The organism is Parafrankia sp. Ea1.12, assembly GCF_900465275.1.
In the GTDB taxonomy this organism is placed as follows: domain Bacteria; phylum Actinomycetota; class Actinomycetes; order Frankiales; family Frankiaceae; genus Parafrankia; species Parafrankia soli.
Genome location: NZ_UBIZ01000108.1, coordinates 1 through 14739, shown reverse-complemented (window position 1 = coordinate 14739; position 14739 = coordinate 1). Strand labels below are relative to the sequence as shown.

The window sequence follows — 14739 nt, the reverse complement described above, 5'->3', positions numbered from 1 at the left end:
CCGTGCATCCCAGGATTACCGCCTCGGCGTTCCCTGGACGTCCCGCCGGTCATCACTCCGACGGGCGGACGCGGGATCTCCCGGTTCTCGTGCTTGGAGATTCCGTGCATGCCATGGTTCTCTGACCGCGCCGGGCCCACCGGGAACTCGCGACTAACGCTCCCGGCGGTGTTGCCTTCCACGGATCTGAACGTGTCGGCGCCCTGGAACTGTTCATTTCGCGGCTCAATCACCCGGCCTACACGTGCCCCTACCAACGCTTCAGCAGCCCCCTTACGGAAGCAGCCACATGGCTCGGGGTCGTCGTGGGTCGCTACTCCTTCGACGTAGAGCTCTTCCATCTCCTTCTCCAAGCCGGTTTATCCCGGCACTACCAGATCTTGAATGGTCGTAGTCTGGTTACGGGAGTCCTGGATCGAGGTCCAGGCCGGTGTTTGGCCAAGGAAGCCGCCGATGAGGTCAAGTGGTATGAGCGTGGTCTATCGGAGTGCGGACAAGACTGTGGCTTTCCCTACCTGGGTGTTTCTCCCGGTCTGCCGGGGAACCAGGAACACGCATGCGGCCGCCGCGGCGACCCCGAGTACGGCGATGGTGATCCCCATGGGGAGTGCGGTGTCGGTGCCGGCGGACCCGACGACAGGGGCTGCCAGCGCGCCGAACAGGAACTGGGCGAGGCCGAGCAGGGCCGCTGCCGCACCGGCGTTGCCCGCTTGGTCGGCCAGTGCGTGCGCGATCGCGTTCGGGAAGGTCAGTCCCATGCTGGTGACCGTCACGAACAGGGTCGGCAGCACCATGCCCAGGCCCGCGTGGGCGGCGAGCGCGACGAACGCGGCAATGCCTCCGACTGCGCACATGGCGACGCCCGCGAGGAGCAGCACGCGTGGACCGGTGCGGTGGACGACGCGCCCGCCGAACTGGCTGGCGGCGATGAAGCCGACGGCGTTGACTGCGAACGCGACGCTGTACGCCTGTGGGGACAGGCCATAGATGTCCTGGAGGACGAACGGTCCCCCGGAGATGTAGGCGAACATGGCGCCGGCTGCGAACCCGAGGGCCAGCGCGCACCCGAGGACGGTCCGGTCGGCCAGCAGCCCGCGGAAGACCCGGAGGGTGGCACTCACCCCGCCGCGATGCCGGCGCCCGGCGGGCAGTGACTCGGCGAGCCCGGTGGCGGTGACGGTGAACAGCACCGCGCCGAGGCCGGCCAGGACGACGAACACGCCCCGCCAGGAGGTGACCTGCAGTACCTGGGCGCCGACAACTGGCGCGAGCATGGGGGCGAGGCCGGTGACGAGCGCGAGCGTGGCGAACAGCCGGGCGGAAGCCGTCCCGCCGGTCCGGTCGCGGGCGATGGCCTTGGAGATGACGATACCGCCGGCGCCGGCCGCTCCCTGTACGAACCGGAACGTGGCCAGTGCCCAGATGGACGGCGCGAGCGCGCACAGCAGCGATGCGAGGGTGTACACGGCGAGCCCGGCCAGCAGCGGGCGGCGCCGGCCGTAGCTGTCACTCAGCGGCCCGGCGACGAGCTGGCCGACGGCCAGGCCGAGCAGGCAGGCGGTCAGGGTCAGCTGCGTTGCCGAGGCCGACGTGTGGAAGGTTCGGGCCAGGTCGGGCAGCCCGGGCAGGTAGGTGTCGATAGAGAACGGGGCGAGTGCCGTCAGCGCGCCGAGGATGACGACCTGTGGTTGCGAGATACGGGACGAGGGCACGCGGTCCTCCGGGTTGCGGCGTCCGGGTGGCTGTAGCGGGGGCGGGCTCCCGGGTGCACCCCGGGATGGTCATCAGCTAGATCGCTGGTCCACGGCGGTTGCTTCTTCGGCGTGTCCGAGGCGTGTCCGGTATGGAGCTTCGCGCGTGGTGTCCTGATGACGAGGTTCGGCGCCGTCAGGCAATCTGTCCAAGACATTGTTTCGAGTGCACCGATCGAGGATCTCGATGGAAGTTCGTCAGCTGGAGTACTTCGTCGCCGTCGCCGAAGAGGCGAACTTCACCCGGGCCGCCGCCCGCTGCCACGTGGTGCAGTCCGCGCTCAGCTACCAGATCGCCCGGCTCGAGCGGGAGATCGACCTGCGCCTGTTCGAACGGACCAGCCGGTCTGTCCGGCTCAGCCAGGCCGGGGAACTGCTGTTGCCCTACGCCCGGCGAATCCTGGCCGAACTCGACCAGGCCACATCGGCGCTGGCAGGGCTGTCCGGAGTCGTCACCGGTCAGATGCGCCTCGGCATGATCGGAGCCGTCGAGACAACCAGCGAGATCGAGACAATGGTGGCCGACTTCCACCGACGCCATCCCGGAGTCGAGATCGCCATCAGCGACAACGGCAGCGTGGTAATGGCCGAACAGGTCCGGATCGGCGAACTCGACCTGGCATTCGTCGGCCTGTTCGCCGACCAGATCCCGGACGGGCTAGCGCACCGCATGCTGGCCACCGAGCCACTGGTCGCCGTCGTCGGCAGGACCCACCCTCTGTTCGGCCACACCTACGTGCGTCTACCCGAGCTCGCCAAGGGCACCCGCTTCATCGAACTGCGGACGGGGTCGGGGCTGCGTCTGCAGGTCGACGCCGCCTTCACCCGCGCCGGCATCACCACCCGGACCATCGCCTTCGAACTCACCAACCTCGGCGACATCATCCGCTTCGCCGCCCTCGGCCTCGGCGCGGCGATCGTGACCGCCTCCGCAGCCCGGAAAGCGGCGGAGGCATCAGGCGACATCGGGGTGCTACGGCTGGACGATCACGCCGCCCGGCACACGATCAGCCTCATCTACCGGAAACCAGCCCCCTCGGCGCCCAGTGCCCGGGCCTTCCTCGCCGCCCTCGACGGTTCCTGACCCTGCCCAATCACCGGCCTGCTCGTGCCGCTGGCCAAACCACGCGCTCGGCTGGCCGCCTTGACCTGGCTCATGCTGGCCGCGCTGCCGCACTCGGCGTTGCGACCTACCTCGTCGAGCAGCGTGCCGAGGGGCGCCGCGAAGTGCCAGCCGCACGTGTCACTGCTCGACCTCGCCGGGCCGCTGGCCCTGATCGGGGCGGCACAGTCGCTGGATCGGCAGCCTCGTACGGCCGCACGGCATTCACCTTTCGCCTGCGTCGCCGCCTACCCGACCCTCCGGCAGCGGCATCTCCGCCTGGCCAGCACGCACCGATCACCCGACCCCGGCCCAGCCCACACCTCAACCGATTCCGCGGACGAGCTCGGTGAGCACGATCTTCACCGGATCATCGTCGATGCGGGTGACCGGTGAGCGGTCCAGCTTCACGCAATCAGGGCGGGTGCGGGTGAGCTGCCGCAGACCCGCATAGCCCGAACCGACATCGTCCATGACGATGACGCGCCGGCTTTGCGCAACGCCTCCAACGCCGCGTTCAGGGCAGCTTCACCGTCGAAGGCGACCGCGTCGTTCAGCTCGAGTACCAGGCCCCGCCAGACCGCGCTGACCTCGAGAGAGGCGAGCAGATGGGGAGACACGTTGATGGCGAGAAAACAACGCGCGGGAAGACGGTCCCGGGCGGCGAGCGCCGCGCGCAGCACCCGTGCCTCCAGTTCGGCGGCGCAGCCGCGGCGGTTCGCCTCCGCGAACACGAGGTACGGCGCGTCCGCCAGGCGTGCTCCGAACCGGGCCAGGGCCTCGTAGCCTGCGACCACCCCGAGGCGCAAGTCCACGATCGGCTGGAAGACGAGAGTCGGCGCTGACGGGTCGGCGAAGATGCGATCCAGGTCAGGCCCCTCACCAGCGTCGACGCCCTGGCTGCTGTCACGCTCGGGGGCCGGGGCGGCGCTCGCCGCGCCGTTCTGGCGGGCCTCGCCGGCCGCCGGCACGGAGCCCTGTTCCGGCCTGCGCCGCCCCGCCGACTTCGTCCGGGCCTGGCCCACCTGGCGCCGCCGCCAGCGACGAGGACACAACCAGAGGCCGTTGCGGTTCAGGCGCGCCCGACGAGCTGAATGAGTGCGTCGCGGTCGGCATCCGGGAGCGAGCGCCACCGCTCGTCGACGGCGCTCGCAACCGCGTCGCGGAGCTTGAGTCCGTAGGCCCGGCCATCCTCGGTGAGCTCAAGGCGGGTGACACGCCGGTCCTCCGGGTTAGCCCGACGGGTGACGAGACCTCGGCGAACCAGTCGGTCAGCCATGCCGGTGATGTTGGTCTTGTCGCAGCCGAGCAGGTCGGCGAGCTCACCGAGGGCGGGCTGGCGGTTGTGTAGCAGACAGAGCATCTCGACCTGCTGGACGGTGAGCCCGGCGCCGCGCGCAACGGACCCGAGTATCACCCGCATCTCCCGATGCAACTCCAGCAGCGAGCGGGCGAGGCCGTCAGACTGCCCGGCGGAGGCCATACGGCGAGGGTACCCCACAGATGGTTTAGATCCTCGACTATTTTGGTTGAGTATCTCGACCGATGAGGTTCTCTACCGAATGGGGAATGATGATGGCATCCGAGCGCGGGGTGGCGTTGGTGACCGGCGGCTCACGGGGTATCGGGCGGGCCATCGCCGAACGCCTCGCCGCGACGGGAAACAGCGTGATCGTCAACTACCGTTCGCACGGTGCCGCCGCCGCGGAGGTCGTCGACGCCATCGGCCGGGCCGGCGGTGTCGCCGTGGCGGCACAGGGCGACATCACCGATCAGGAGCAGGTGCGTGAGCTGTTCGAGGTGGCCGAGCGGCGGTTCGGCCGGCTGGACACCGTGGTCAGCAACGCCGGTGTCGCCCGGTTCTCGTCCATCGCGACGGCGACCGACGAGGACTTCGAGCAGAGCTTCGCCACCAACACCCGGGCCGCCTTCGTCGTGCTGCGGGAGGCAGCCAACCGGGTGCGCGACGGCGGCCGGGTAGTGGTGATCTCGTCCGGGGTGACGCTCACCCGCCGGCCCGGCACCGGGGTCTACGGTGCGAGCAAGGCCGCGGTCGAACACCTGGTCCGTGTGCTGGCGAAGGAACTCGGGCCCCGGCAGGTCACCGTGAACTGCGTGCTCCCCGGCGGCACCCGCACCGATGCGCTCACCGCCGGTGTTCCCGCGGACGTGTTGGAGCAGATAGCCGCCGAGATTCCGCTGGGCCGCATCGGTGAGCCGGACGACATCGCCGAGATCGTGGCGTTCCTCGCCTCGCCCGGCGGCCGCTGGGTTACCGGCCAGTCCATCGCCGCCGGCGGAGGCGTGTTCTGAGCGGTATCCCGATCCCCGCCGATTCGGGCCTGCGGTGCTACGGGAGGCGGGCGAGGCCGCCGTACACGTTGACCTCGGCGTCAGTCGGGCCGTCCGGCCCGCTGTCGTCGGGCCGCCAGCGGTGCACCGGCTGCACCCCGGGCTCGACAACGTCGAGACCATCGAAGAAACGTGCGACCTCGCTGCGGGTGCGGACCATGGCGGGGATGCCCTGGCCCCGGCAGACATCGACGACACGCTGGACATCGTCAGGAGCGAAATCGGGGGTGACATGGGTCAGCGCCAGGTAGCTGCCGGCGGGAAGCACGTCGAGATAGCGGCGGACGATGCCGTACGGGTCGTCGGCGTCCGGGATGAAGTGCAACAGAGCGATGACGGACAGCGCGACGGGGCGGGTCAGGTCCAACGTGTCGCGCAGCTCGGCCGACTCGAGGGTCTTCTCCGGTTCCCGCAGGTCGGCGTCCAGGTAGGCGGTGCGGCCCTCACCGGTGCAGGTGAGCAGAGCGCGAGCATGGGCGAGCACGATCGGTACCACCCCTCGGTTGCACACACAGCCCGGCCACTGACGTGCGACCCACCGACCCTCTGAGCACCTTCATCGAAGGACGCCGCATCACAGTGAGCGATCCGTCCTTCGGCCGGTCGGCAGCCATCCGGTTGGAAGACCTCACCCGGCAGGTACTGACCAACCCCTATCTGTCCGGATCAGGCGAGCCGCAGCCCGCCATCGCAGGGCAGGACCACGCCGGCGATGAATCCGTTCTCCAGGACCGCGACGATCGCCGCCGCGACCTCGTCGGGCCGGCCGTTGCGCCGGACCGGCGCTCGGCCGGCGAACTCGTCCAGCGCGGCGCGTCGAGCGTCCGCTGGCAGCTCGTCCCACCAGCCGGTCTCGATGACGCCCGGGGACACCGCGTTCACCCGCCGGGGAGCGAGCTCGACGGCGAGCGGCGGCACCGCGGCCTCCAGGGCGCCGTTGACCGCGGCCAACCCCGCGGTCCCCGGCAGCGCGGCCTGGGCCGACCCCGCGGTCACCAGCGTGATCGAGCCGTCCGCGGCAAGCGTCGGCATCGCCAGGGCCACGGCCCGCAGGTGAGCGACGGACTTGCCAAGAAACGCTCCGGCCAGGTCGGCGTCGGCGAGCTCGGCCGCGGGACCGGCCCCGCCTCGCCGGGTGACGGTGACGACCAGGTCACTGATCGGTCCCGCCTCGCTGAAGAAGCGCCGCAGCGCGCCGACGTCCTCGGCGTCCACCTCGATTCCCCTGGCCGATCCGCCCAGTTCCTTGACCGCCGCCTCGAGCCGGTCGCGGTTGCGGCCGCCGATGGTGACGGCCGCGCCCCGGTCGGCTAGGAGCCGGGCCGTGGCGAACCCGATCCCGGCGCTGCCGCCGAGGACGGCGACGTGACGATCTTGCGTGCTGCTGCTCGCGGACATCGCGAACCTCCATTTCCGAACGACCCGTTCGCAAACTCTACCATCAATACCGAACGGACCGTTCGGTTACGATGCGGAGGTGAATGAACAGCCCGCCCGCCGGCCCGGACGACCGCGCAGCGAGCGAGCGCGCGCCGCGGTGCTCGAAGCAACCCTGGCGCTGGCAGGAGAGGTGGGACCGGCTGGTCTCTCCATGGAGGCCATCGCGAGGCGGGCCGGCGTCAGCAAGGAGACGCTCTACCGCTGGTGGTCGTCCAAGACCGAGGTGATTTTGGATGCGATGGTCGAACGCGGGCAGATGAGCATCCCGCTCCCCGACAGCGGCAGCCTGCCGGACGACGTGCACGCCTTCCTGAGGTCCACGATCGACGCGCTCGACGACACCACCGCCCTTCTCCTGCGCGCGGTCGCCGCGGCGGCAGCCACCGATCAGGCGGTCGCCCATGACGTCCGAGACCGCTTCCTCATCACCAGGCGGGCCGCGCTCGGGACGCTCCTCGACCGGGCCGTCGCCCGCGGCGAGATCCCCAACGAGTACACGACGCCGCTGGCCGACTTCGTCTACGGTTCGCTGTGGTACCGACTGATCTTCGACGTCGGACCGCTCGACCACAGGTGGGCCGACGAAACAGCCGCGGCGATCACGGCGATCACGCGGCGGGCGCCCGGGCGCCCGCCGCGGCCGCCGGACTGATCAACCTCGAGGCCACCGTAGCTTGGCAGCACAGAACGTCGGGATGCCGAGATCGTGAAATGAGGTCGGGTAGGTGCGGATCCTGCTGCCGCCGAGCGAGGGGAAGGCCGAGGGTGGCGACGGGCCGTCGCTGCGGACGGCCGGGTTTGGCGACGGCCCGCTCGCGGGAGCCCGCGCCGAGGTCGCGCGGGCGGTCGCGGCGTTCTGCCGGGCCGACCCGAACGCGGCGGTCGTCGCGCTGCGGCTGCCGGCCTCGCGCGCGCAGGCCGACCTGGCCGCCAACACCGCGATGCTGGACGCACCGACGATGCCGGCGCTCGACCGATTCGTGGGCGTGCTCTACGAGGCGCTGGCTCCGGCGGCGCTGCCACCTGCCGCGCGAGCTGCGGCCAGCCACACCCTGTTCGTCTCCAACGGGGCGTTCGGCCTCCTCAGCGCGGCCGAGCCGGTGCCCGACCACCGGGTCGGCATGGCGGCGGCGATTCCCGGCCTCGGTGGCCGTACCGCACCGACCGTGCTCGCGGCCTTCTGGCGCGCCCGGCTCGCGCCAGCCCTGCCCGACCTGCTCGCCTGCGCCCCGGACGCCGTCGGCGAGCACCTCGTCGTGGACCTCCGCTCGTCGGACTACGCGACCGTGCCATCCCTTTCCGGACCGATCCGCGCCAGCGCCCTGCCCGTGCGTGCCCTGACCGAGAAACTCGTCGACGGGCGCTGGGTCCGCCGTCCACTCAGCTACCAGGCGAAGCAGACCAAGGGCCTGCTGACCCGCGCACTCCTGCTCGCCGAAGCCACCAGCCGCCTGGTGAAGACCATCGACGACGTGGCCGAGGTGGCAGAGTCCGCCGGCCTCGTCGCCGAGCCACGCGGCACCGCGACCGCGCCCACCCTCGACGTCATCACCCGCTGGAACCCGACCTGTGGGGCTCCAGAAACCCGATTTGGGCGGTGACCTGCGCGTTTGCCTGCCGGATGGGGTCTGCGTCGGGCAGGCTGGATGGTCATGGTGTGGTCGCTGCTCTACGCCCTGACACGCAACGCTCTCGGACTGATGTTGCTCCGCGTGCGCGGGGACACCGCGAAGGACGTGGAGCTCCTCGTCCTGCGGCACCAGGTGGCGGTGCTGCGACGGCAGGTCCACCGTCCGACGTTGGAACCGGCGGATCGGCTGATCCTCTCGGCCCTGTCCCGGCGGCTACCCCGAGCCCGCTGGGGTTCGCTCTTCGTCACCCCGGCCACCGTGTTGCGCTGGCACCGCGAGCTCCTCGCACGAAAATGGACCTACCCACGCAAGACACCCGGACGGCCACCAATCCGCCGGGAGATCCGCGAGCTGGTCCTGCGCCTCGCACCTGGGGACGCCGCAGGATCCAGGGAGAACTCGCCGGGTTGGGCTACCCGGTCGGAGTCGCCACCGTCTGGCGGATCCTGCACCGCGCCGGCATCGACCCTGCCCCCCGCCGAGCCGAGACCTCCTGGCGCACATTCCTGCGCGCCCAGGCCTCCGGCCTGCTGGCCTGCGACTTCTTCACCGTGGACACCGCGTTCCTGCAACGGATCTACGTGTTCTTCGTCGTCGAGCACGCCACCCGCCGAGTCCACCTCCTCGGGGTCACCAAGCATCCGACCACGGCCTGGGTCACCCAGCAGGCACGGAACCTGCTGATGGACCTTGAGGAGCGCAGCCACCGGTTCCGGTTCCTCCTCCGTGACCGCGATACGAAGTTCACGGCTTCCGTCGACGCTGTCTTCGCCGGGGCCGGCATCGACGTGGTACGCACACCACCGCAAGCCCCGCAGGCGAACGCGATCGCGGAACGCTGGGTCGGCACCGCCCGCCGGGAATGCACCGACAGATTATTGATCGTCTCCGGACGGCACCTGACGTCAGTCCTCGACAGCTACGCGGAGCATTTCAACACCCACCGGCCTCACCGCTCCCTCGGCCAGCACCCACCCGACCCGCCACCCGTGCTCGCCCCGACGTCGAATTCCACCATCCATCGCACACACATCCTCGGCGGACTGCCGGGTAGCCGGCGGGAGTTTCACCCGCCGGCCCCCACAGATCCGGACGTGACACTCTCGCGTCATCCGGCTCGTGCTATCCGATGGCCGCTCCGATCGTCCAGTGGGCGAACAGGGCTGGCCTGCGGCGTTTGATCGCTGCAAGCGTCCTCCATGCCCGCCCAGGACGTCCGGTGAGCCGCTTGTACTTGCGCTGCAACCATCGCACCAGGTACTTGTCGATGGAGTGGAAGACCGGGTACAACGCGGAGCGCCTGAACGGGGTCTGTTGCGTTGCGGGATGGCAGGACATGGCTGGCCCTGTCGAGCGGGTGATCAGATCGCGAGGGTGAGCTCGGTGAACGCGGCCGTCAGCCGTGCATGCGGGGCGGTGTCGATCCCGAGTTCGTAGTGGCCGCGGCGGATGTTCTGGACCAACGCATGCCCCGTGCTGATCGTCTGGGCGGAGCGCAGCCGTTTCAGTCCGCGCATCGGGCGGAGCCGGGCTTTCAACCGGCTGTGATCGGATTCGATCCGGTTGTTCTCCCGCGCGGCATCCATGTGACAGGCCTCGGGTACCAGCTCGTCGAGGATCCGCGGGTAGACGGGGGCCTTGTCGGTGGTGACCTCGACCGGCCGGCGCCCGTGGGACAGCGCCCGGGCGAAGAACCGGCGGGCGGCGGCCTGGTCGCGGCGGAGGCTGGCGAGGACATCGATGACCTGCCCGTGCTGGTCAACCGCCCGGTACAGGTAGATCCACCGGCCGGCGACCTTGACATAGGTCTCGTCGACGAACCACCGGTCACCAGGACGGTGCCGACACGGCCGGGCGGCGTCAACGAGCAGTGGCGTGAAGCGCTGGACCCACCGGTAGATCGTGACGTGATCAACCTCGAGGCCCCGTTCGGCGAGCAGCTCCTCGACGTCCCGGTACGACAGCGCAAACCGCAGATACCACCGCACCGCCAGCACGATCACCTCAGGCGGGAACCGAAACCCCGCGAACTCCGACACCGGAACCGGTGGACAGCCACGACGTCGACGCACCATTCGATCATGACTGATCGACGGCCGCGGGACAGCGGACTCCGCCGATGCAACAGTGCCCTACAAGGAACGGAACACCGTCGAACGTCTGATCAACAAGTTGAAGGCCTGGCGGGGAATCGCCACCCGCTACGACAAGACCCCGGGCAGCTACCTTGCCGGCCTTCACCTCCGCGCCTCGATGATCTGGATCAAGGAGTTCACCCGGACCCCCCTTTGATCACAACCAGATACGCGCCCTAGGGGAGCCCGGCTTCGTAGGCGGCGATCACGAGATGGACCCGGTCGCGAGCGCCCATCTTCGCGAGGATGCGGCCCACGTGAGTCTTGGCGGTCAGCGGGCTGACGACCAGCTCGTCCGCGATCTCTTGGTTGCTTCGGCCCGCGGCGATGAGCCGAAGCACCTCGCGTTCGCGCGCCGTCAGGCTGGCCAGCCGCTCGGGCGCAGGCGCGTCCGGGTGACTCAGCGCACGGGTGATGACCGCCCTGGTCGCGCCGGGCGACAGCAGCGCCTCCCCCGCCGCGATGGTGCGGATGGCGTCCAGCAGCGCGTCCGGACGGGTGTCCTTGGGCAGGAATCCGCACGCCCCCGCGCGAAGGCCGCGCAGTACGTTGGTGTCTGTCTCGAACGTGGTCAGGATCAGCACCCTGCTGCCGCTCGCTCCATCGTCAGCGAAGATCTGCCGAGTCGCCTCGATGCCGTCGGTGCTCGGCATCCTGATGTCCATCAAGACGACGTCGGGGCGCAGGTCCCGGGTCAGCGTCGCCGCCTCGTCGCCGGTGCCGGCCTCCCCGACGACCTCCATGTCGTCAGCGGAGTTGACCAGCAGCGCGAACGCGCCGCGCACCAGTGTCTGGTCGTCGGCGAGCAGGACCCGGATCACGACGGCACCCGCCAGATCTCCGGCAGCGGCAGGCTGGCCCATACCTCGAATCCTCCGGACTCGCCCGGGCCGGCGGACAGTTCGCCACCGACGGCCTGTGCTCGCCCTGTCATCCCGGCGATCCCGAAGCCGGGTGTCACGGTTGAGCTCGGTCGCGCGGGCCCGTGATCGACGACCGCGATCCGCAGCCGGTGGCCGTTCTGGTCGAGCCGGACGGTCGCGTGCTTGGCCGTCGAGTGTCGAATGACATTGGTGAGCGACTCCTGGATGATCCGATAGGCCACGACGGACACCGTCGACGGCAACTCGTCCGGGAGCCCGTCAGCCTCCACGTCGACTCGGACATCAGCCGCCTCGGCCATCTCCACCAGACGCTGCAGCTCGCCGAGGTGGGGCGCTGGCTCGGTTGGCTCGGCCTCGCCACCATGCAGCACGTCCAGAACGGCACGCAGCTCATGGAGTGTGGCCCGGCTCGTGTCCGACAGGTTATGCAGCGTGCTGGACAGCTCCCGCAGCGACGCATCCCCGCGCCTCGGCAGCTGGTCGATCAGGTGCGCAGCGACGGAAGCCTGGACGTTCGCGACCGCGAGGCCGTGCGCTAGGACGTCGTGCAGCTCGGCAGCGATCAGGACCCGTTCCTCGGCGACCCGCCGCTCGACCTCGTCGGCACGCTCCTGCTCGAGCCGCGCGGTGACGGCGGCCTTCCAGTTTTCATGGAAGCGGACCGCCAGCCCGGCAAAGAAGGCCATGAACAGCCAGCCGACGCCGAGGAGAGCATCGTCAGGTGCCCCCGACGCCTCGTCGGCGAGGACCGGCACGGTCACCGCGGCCACCGCCAGCAGGGCGGCGGCGGCCCGCCGCGGTGGCTCGCTGCAGCGCGCCGCCGTGAACGCCGCCACAAGTGAGGCCGGCATCGTGGCCTCATGGGGATAGTCGAGGACGTGGTACGGCGTCGACACGGCGAGGACCGCGAGGACGACGAGGATCGGCCAGCGCCGGCGGGCCAGTAACGCCGCCGACATCGCGCCCAGGAGCGCGATCGCCCACAGATCTACGCTTCGCTCGCCGTCGAAATCGACCGCCTCGAGCGTGATCGCGACGACGACGCCGAGCACGAACGACGCCGCTGCCAGCAGCCGATCGGCTACTGGCGGACGGAGCGCCATCATCGTTCACACAGGGTCATCGACACAGTCCTATGCCGCGCGCCAGAGCTTGCTGGGCCACCAGATCCGCGAACCCAGCGACATTGTCAGTGCAGGAACCACGATGGACCGCACCAGCAAGGTGTCGATGAGCACGCCGACAGCGACCAGTATCCCAATCTCGACGAGCATGACGAGCGGCAGCGTGGCGAGCACCGCGAACGTCGCCGCCAGCACGACGCCGGCCGAGGTGATAACGCCGCCGGTCACCGCGAGGCCACGCTTCGTGCCATCGACAGTGCCGTGCCGGGCGGCTTCCTCACGTACCCGGGTCATCAAGAAGATGTTGTAGTCGACACCGAGTGCGACCAGGAAAAGGAACCCGATCAGGGGCACCGACGGCTCCAACCCGGCGAAACCGAGCACCTGGTCAAACAACAGGTTGCACAATCCGAGGGCTCCGAAGAACGACACCACGACGGTGGCGACCAATACCAGCGGAGCCACGATCGCCCGCAGCAGTAGCCCGAGGATGGCGAGCACCACCAGCAGGATCAGCGGCATCACCAGATTGCGGTCGCTCTTGTTGGTCTCGGCCTCGTCAAGCCTTTCGGCACTCGGCCCGCCGACCAGCACGGCCTCACCGGCGACCTCGTGCACGTGCTCCCGCAGCCGCTTGATCGTTGCCGTCTCACCCGCGCTTTCTGGCGAGTCGACCGGGATCACGGAGATCTCCACCCAGTCGTCGCTGGCCCGGCCGATCTTGGCTTCGGCAACCCCCGGCGTACTTTCGACGGCGGCCAGGACCTCGCGGCTCTGGTCCGGCCGACTCATCACGGTGAGCGGCTGACCGCTCTGGTCGGGGTAGCGCGCCTCGATCAGCTTCGCCCCGGTCACCGACTCCGGTGTCGAACGGGCGAACTGGTCCAGCTGCGGAAGCGAGCCGCTGGCACCCACTGTGCCCAGCGCGAGACCGCCCAGGATCATCAGCGGCACCGCCCAGCTGACGACGCGGCGGCGCGCAACCAGCTCGCCAAGCCGAGCCCACCGAGAACCAGATGCGTGTGCCTCAACCCCGACTCGCGGCACGAACGGCCAAAAGACCCGGCGCCCGAGCACCACCAGCAGGGCCGGGAAAAGCGTCAGCATGACGAGCAGCGCGGACCCGATGCCCGCCGCACCCACCGGGCCGAGACCGCTGGTGCTGTTGAGATCCGCGGCCAACAGGCACAACAGGCCGGCTACCACCGTCGCTGCCGAAGCGAGGATTGCCGGGCCGGCCCCACGCAGCGCCGCCAGCATCGCGTCGATCGGCCGCTCGTGGTGGTGCAACTCCTCGCGGTAGCGAGACACGAGAAGCAAGGCGTAGTCAGTGCCCGCGCCGAAGACCAGGACGATCAGCAGCGCCGAACTCATGCTCGTCACGGTGAAGTCGAAGATCTGGGTGAGCGCGTAAACAACACCCATCGACATGATCGCCGCGACGCCGACCGCCGTGAGCGGGACCAGCCACAGCAGCGGACTGCGGTACGTCAGGATCAGCAGGACCGCCACCACTACGGCAGTAGCGAGCAGCAACGTCGAGTCGACGGCATCGAAGACCTCGTCCATGTCGGACCCTAGCGCGGTCGGACCGGTGACATATGCGTTCAGACCGTCCGGCCGGTCGGCGAGAAGGTCACGCGCATCCGCGGTCGCGCCGGCCTTCTCGCCGATCGCCTCGCGGTCGAGCGGCAGCGTGTACATCAGGGCCGTGCCGTCGTCGGAGTCGACGATCTGGGGCGGTGCGTCGGTGTTGTTGCCGAATCGCTCCGCCAGCTCGGTCTGGCCGCGTACGACCGCCTCCCGATCGCCCGGTTGGAGGCCGTCGGGTCGTTCGTACACGACCACGAGCAGGCCGTTCTCGCCGCCGGGCAGCTCGGCCTCGGCCTGGAGCGCCTTGGTCGACTGGGCGCTGGCCGGCAGGTAGTCGGCCTGGCCATCGCGGGTCACCGAGTCGAGTTTGCCGGCGAGTGAGTAGCCGCCCACCACCAGCCCGATCCACACAGCCAGCATGAGCCACGGCAGCACGGTCTTGGTCCGTGATCTCTTCGGTCTGGTATCGGCACCGGAGTGGTCGGGCGCCCGTAGTTCAGAAGTCATGGCGATCACGCTGCCAAGCCGGCGGGGCTGACGCGTCTGGCCACGGCAGACACTTCGCCGTACTCCGCGCGGAGTACGGCGGCGGCTGGGGCAGACGGCTAGTGGTCGTCGCCGTTAGTTCGTCGGTGATGGGTGGTGGCGGGTAGGTAGAGGCCGGCGGCGAGGTCGAGTGCGGCTTCGGCGGTTCCGGTCGGTGAGCCGTCGGCCAGGACGGAGTCGG

At 69.7% G+C, this 14739-nt stretch carries 14 protein-coding genes and 2 pseudogenes; 7 read left to right on the top strand and 9 right to left on the bottom strand.

What is annotated here, in order from left to right; genetic code table 11:
• Positions 1-479: 479 nt before the first annotated feature.
• Positions 480-1712, bottom strand: a complete 1233-nt coding sequence (locus tag FMEAI12_RS02450; protein ID WP_112104824.1) for a multidrug effflux MFS transporter — start codon at positions 1710-1712, stop codon at positions 480-482.
• A gap of 226 nt (positions 1713-1938) precedes the next feature.
• Between FMEAI12_RS02450 and FMEAI12_RS02445 the strand changes: the two genes are divergently transcribed.
• Positions 1939-2835, top strand: coding sequence for a LysR family transcriptional regulator (locus FMEAI12_RS02445; protein ID WP_112104823.1), 897 nt, complete (start codon positions 1939-1941; stop codon positions 2833-2835).
• A gap of 60 nt (positions 2836-2895) precedes the next feature.
• Positions 2896-3249: a hypothetical protein gene (locus tag FMEAI12_RS36970; protein WP_165938812.1), complete on the top strand. Its 354-nt coding sequence runs from the start codon at positions 2896-2898 to the stop codon at positions 3247-3249.
• 11 nt (positions 3250-3260) lie between these two features.
• On the opposite strand, the gene FMEAI12_RS02440 is transcribed toward FMEAI12_RS36970, so the two are convergent.
• Together FMEAI12_RS02440 and FMEAI12_RS02435 are read right to left on the bottom strand one after the other, a co-directional pair.
• Positions 3261-3878, bottom strand: coding sequence for an EAL domain-containing protein (locus FMEAI12_RS02440; protein WP_306769365.1), 618 nt, complete (start codon positions 3876-3878; stop codon positions 3261-3263).
• A 47-nt stretch (positions 3879-3925) separates the two neighbouring features.
• Entirely contained in the window at positions 3926-4336 is a 411-nt protein-coding gene (locus FMEAI12_RS02435) for a MarR family winged helix-turn-helix transcriptional regulator (RefSeq protein WP_235013616.1), read from the bottom strand.
• A gap of 62 nt (positions 4337-4398) precedes the next feature.
• Between FMEAI12_RS02435 and FMEAI12_RS02430 the strand changes: the two genes are divergently transcribed.
• Positions 4399-5166, top strand: a complete 768-nt coding sequence (locus FMEAI12_RS02430; RefSeq protein WP_235013615.1) for an SDR family oxidoreductase — start codon at positions 4399-4401, stop codon at positions 5164-5166.
• A gap of 37 nt (positions 5167-5203) precedes the next feature.
• Here FMEAI12_RS02430 and FMEAI12_RS02425 read toward each other — a convergent pair whose 3' ends face one another.
• Positions 5204-5689 (bottom strand): SAM-dependent methyltransferase, encoded by a 486-nt coding sequence (locus FMEAI12_RS02425; RefSeq protein WP_306769366.1) that lies wholly within the window; start codon positions 5687-5689, stop codon positions 5204-5206.
• 182 nt (positions 5690-5871) lie between these two features.
• On the bottom strand, positions 5872-6603 hold the full coding sequence (locus tag FMEAI12_RS02420) for an SDR family oxidoreductase (RefSeq protein WP_112104820.1): 732 nt from the start codon (positions 6601-6603) through the stop codon (positions 5872-5874).
• Between FMEAI12_RS02420 and FMEAI12_RS02415 the strand changes: the two genes are divergently transcribed.
• From FMEAI12_RS02415 to FMEAI12_RS39660, 3 genes and pseudogenes are all read left to right on the top strand, one after another.
• Entirely contained in the window at positions 6584-7297 is a 714-nt protein-coding gene (locus FMEAI12_RS02415) for a TetR/AcrR family transcriptional regulator (protein ID WP_235013614.1), read from the top strand. The two genes, FMEAI12_RS02420 and FMEAI12_RS02415, sit on opposite strands and share 20 nt — an antisense overlap.
• 73 nt (positions 7298-7370) lie before the next feature.
• Positions 7371-8246 carry a peroxide stress protein YaaA gene (gene yaaA, locus FMEAI12_RS02410; protein WP_112104818.1) on the top strand — a complete coding sequence of 292 codons (876 nt, stop codon included), beginning with the start codon at positions 7371-7373 and terminating at the stop codon, positions 8244-8246.
• A 9-nt stretch (positions 8247-8255) separates the two neighbouring features.
• Positions 8256-9457: pseudogene (locus FMEAI12_RS39660) on the top strand (integrase core domain-containing protein).
• A gap of 180 nt (positions 9458-9637) precedes the next feature.
• On the opposite strand, the gene FMEAI12_RS02400 reads toward FMEAI12_RS39660, so the two are convergent.
• On the bottom strand, positions 9638-10315 hold the full coding sequence (locus FMEAI12_RS02400; RefSeq protein ID WP_112104817.1) for an IS6 family transposase: 678 nt from the start codon (positions 10313-10315) through the stop codon (positions 9638-9640).
• A 94-nt stretch (positions 10316-10409) separates the two neighbouring features.
• Between FMEAI12_RS02400 and FMEAI12_RS02395 the strand changes: the two are divergent.
• A pseudogene (locus FMEAI12_RS02395) lies at positions 10410-10568 on the top strand (IS5/IS1182 family transposase); the annotation flags it as partial.
• 19 nt (positions 10569-10587) lie between these two features.
• Here the strand turns inward: FMEAI12_RS02395 and FMEAI12_RS02390 are convergent.
• From FMEAI12_RS02390 to FMEAI12_RS02380, 3 genes are read right to left on the bottom strand one after another with little or no spacing between them, the layout of a single operon-like run.
• Positions 10588-11232, bottom strand: coding sequence for a response regulator transcription factor (locus tag FMEAI12_RS02390; RefSeq protein ID WP_112104826.1), 645 nt, complete (start codon positions 11230-11232; stop codon positions 10588-10590).
• Complete coding sequence (locus FMEAI12_RS02385; RefSeq protein ID WP_235013612.1) at positions 11229-12401, bottom strand: sensor histidine kinase; 1173 nt, start codon at positions 12399-12401, stop codon at positions 11229-11231. The genes FMEAI12_RS02390 and FMEAI12_RS02385 overlap by 4 nt, the downstream gene beginning before the upstream one ends.
• A gap of 27 nt (positions 12402-12428) precedes the next feature.
• The gene (locus tag FMEAI12_RS02380) at positions 12429-14432 is read right to left on the bottom strand and encodes an MMPL family transporter (protein WP_368672046.1); all 2004 of its coding nucleotides are present in this window, start codon (positions 14430-14432) and stop codon (positions 12429-12431) included.
• Between the last annotated feature and the right edge of the window lie 307 nt (positions 14433-14739).

Coding starts and splice junctions, on each gene's coding strand:
- FMEAI12_RS02430 (WP_235013615.1), top strand. CDS start 4,399: ATGAGGTTCTCTACCGAATGGGGAATGATGATGGCATCCGAGCGCGGG.
- FMEAI12_RS02420 (WP_112104820.1), bottom strand. CDS start 6,603: ATGTCCGCGAGCAGCAGCACGCAAGATCGTCACGTCGCCGTCCTCGGC.
- FMEAI12_RS02445 (WP_112104823.1), top strand. CDS start 1,939: ATGGAAGTTCGTCAGCTGGAGTACTTCGTCGCCGTCGCCGAAGAGGCG.
- FMEAI12_RS02435 (WP_235013616.1), bottom strand. CDS start 4,336: ATGGCCTCCGCCGGGCAGTCTGACGGCCTCGCCCGCTCGCTGCTGGAG.
- FMEAI12_RS02380 (WP_368672046.1), bottom strand. CDS start 14,432: ATGCTGGCTGTGTGGATCGGGCTGGTGGTGGGCGGCTACTCACTCGCC.
- FMEAI12_RS02385 (WP_235013612.1), bottom strand. CDS start 12,401: ATGATGGCGCTCCGTCCGCCAGTAGCCGATCGGCTGCTGGCAGCGGCG.